Source organism: Pseudoalteromonas ulvae UL12, assembly GCF_014925405.1.
Lineage (GTDB): Bacteria > Pseudomonadota > Gammaproteobacteria > Enterobacterales > Alteromonadaceae > Pseudoalteromonas > Pseudoalteromonas ulvae.
In genome coordinates, this window is record NZ_AQHJ01000004.1 from 1 (window position 1) to 624 (window position 624).

At 44.7% G+C, this 624-nt stretch carries 1 pseudogene; it reads right to left on the reverse strand.

Going from position 1 to position 624, the window contains the following annotated elements:
• Positions 1-624, reverse strand: a pseudogene (locus PULV_RS00030) (alpha-amylase family glycosyl hydrolase); the annotation flags it as partial.

Genomic DNA, 624 nt, shown 5'->3' on the forward strand with positions numbered 1-624 from the left:
GCAGTTTCAATCCCCAATTCCACTAATATCTTGGGTTGGGTTTTGCTGATAGCGCCGCGCTTTTTGGGGTCAAAATGTCGGCCACTCCAATCAGCGAGTTCCAGGTAATCCAGTAACTTAAATGGAATGGTTTGATTGTTTGCGTTACTGCCAAACGCCATAAGCTGCTTTGGTTGCAGAGTAACTTGTTCGGTTTTTTCTAACGTGGACTGCTTTTTGTAATGCTGAATGCGCTCTTGAATTGACGTAAAGTCGCTGTCTTGCAGGTTTTTCGCCATTTTGGCTCTGATGGGATTCAAATCGACGTACATCATGCAACTGAGTACAGCTTGCTCGTCTAATAGCGCTTGAGATTTGAAACGTCCTTCCCAGAATCGGCCAGTGCAGCGGTCTTCTTTATTCGCTTCTCTGGCTATAAATTCATTCAAGTTGCGCATGTACCAACTGATGTCGTAAAGTCGATTTCGCCACACTTCTATCGTTTTATCAACGCTGTACATATAGGCTTTATCTAGCTGCTCACCCTTGCGGTAGCGGTCAACCAAAATTGTGCCGTGATACAGTTGATACCAGCGTTCAATCACCTCGTCTTTTGACCAATTTAATGCCCGACTTCTATCCACT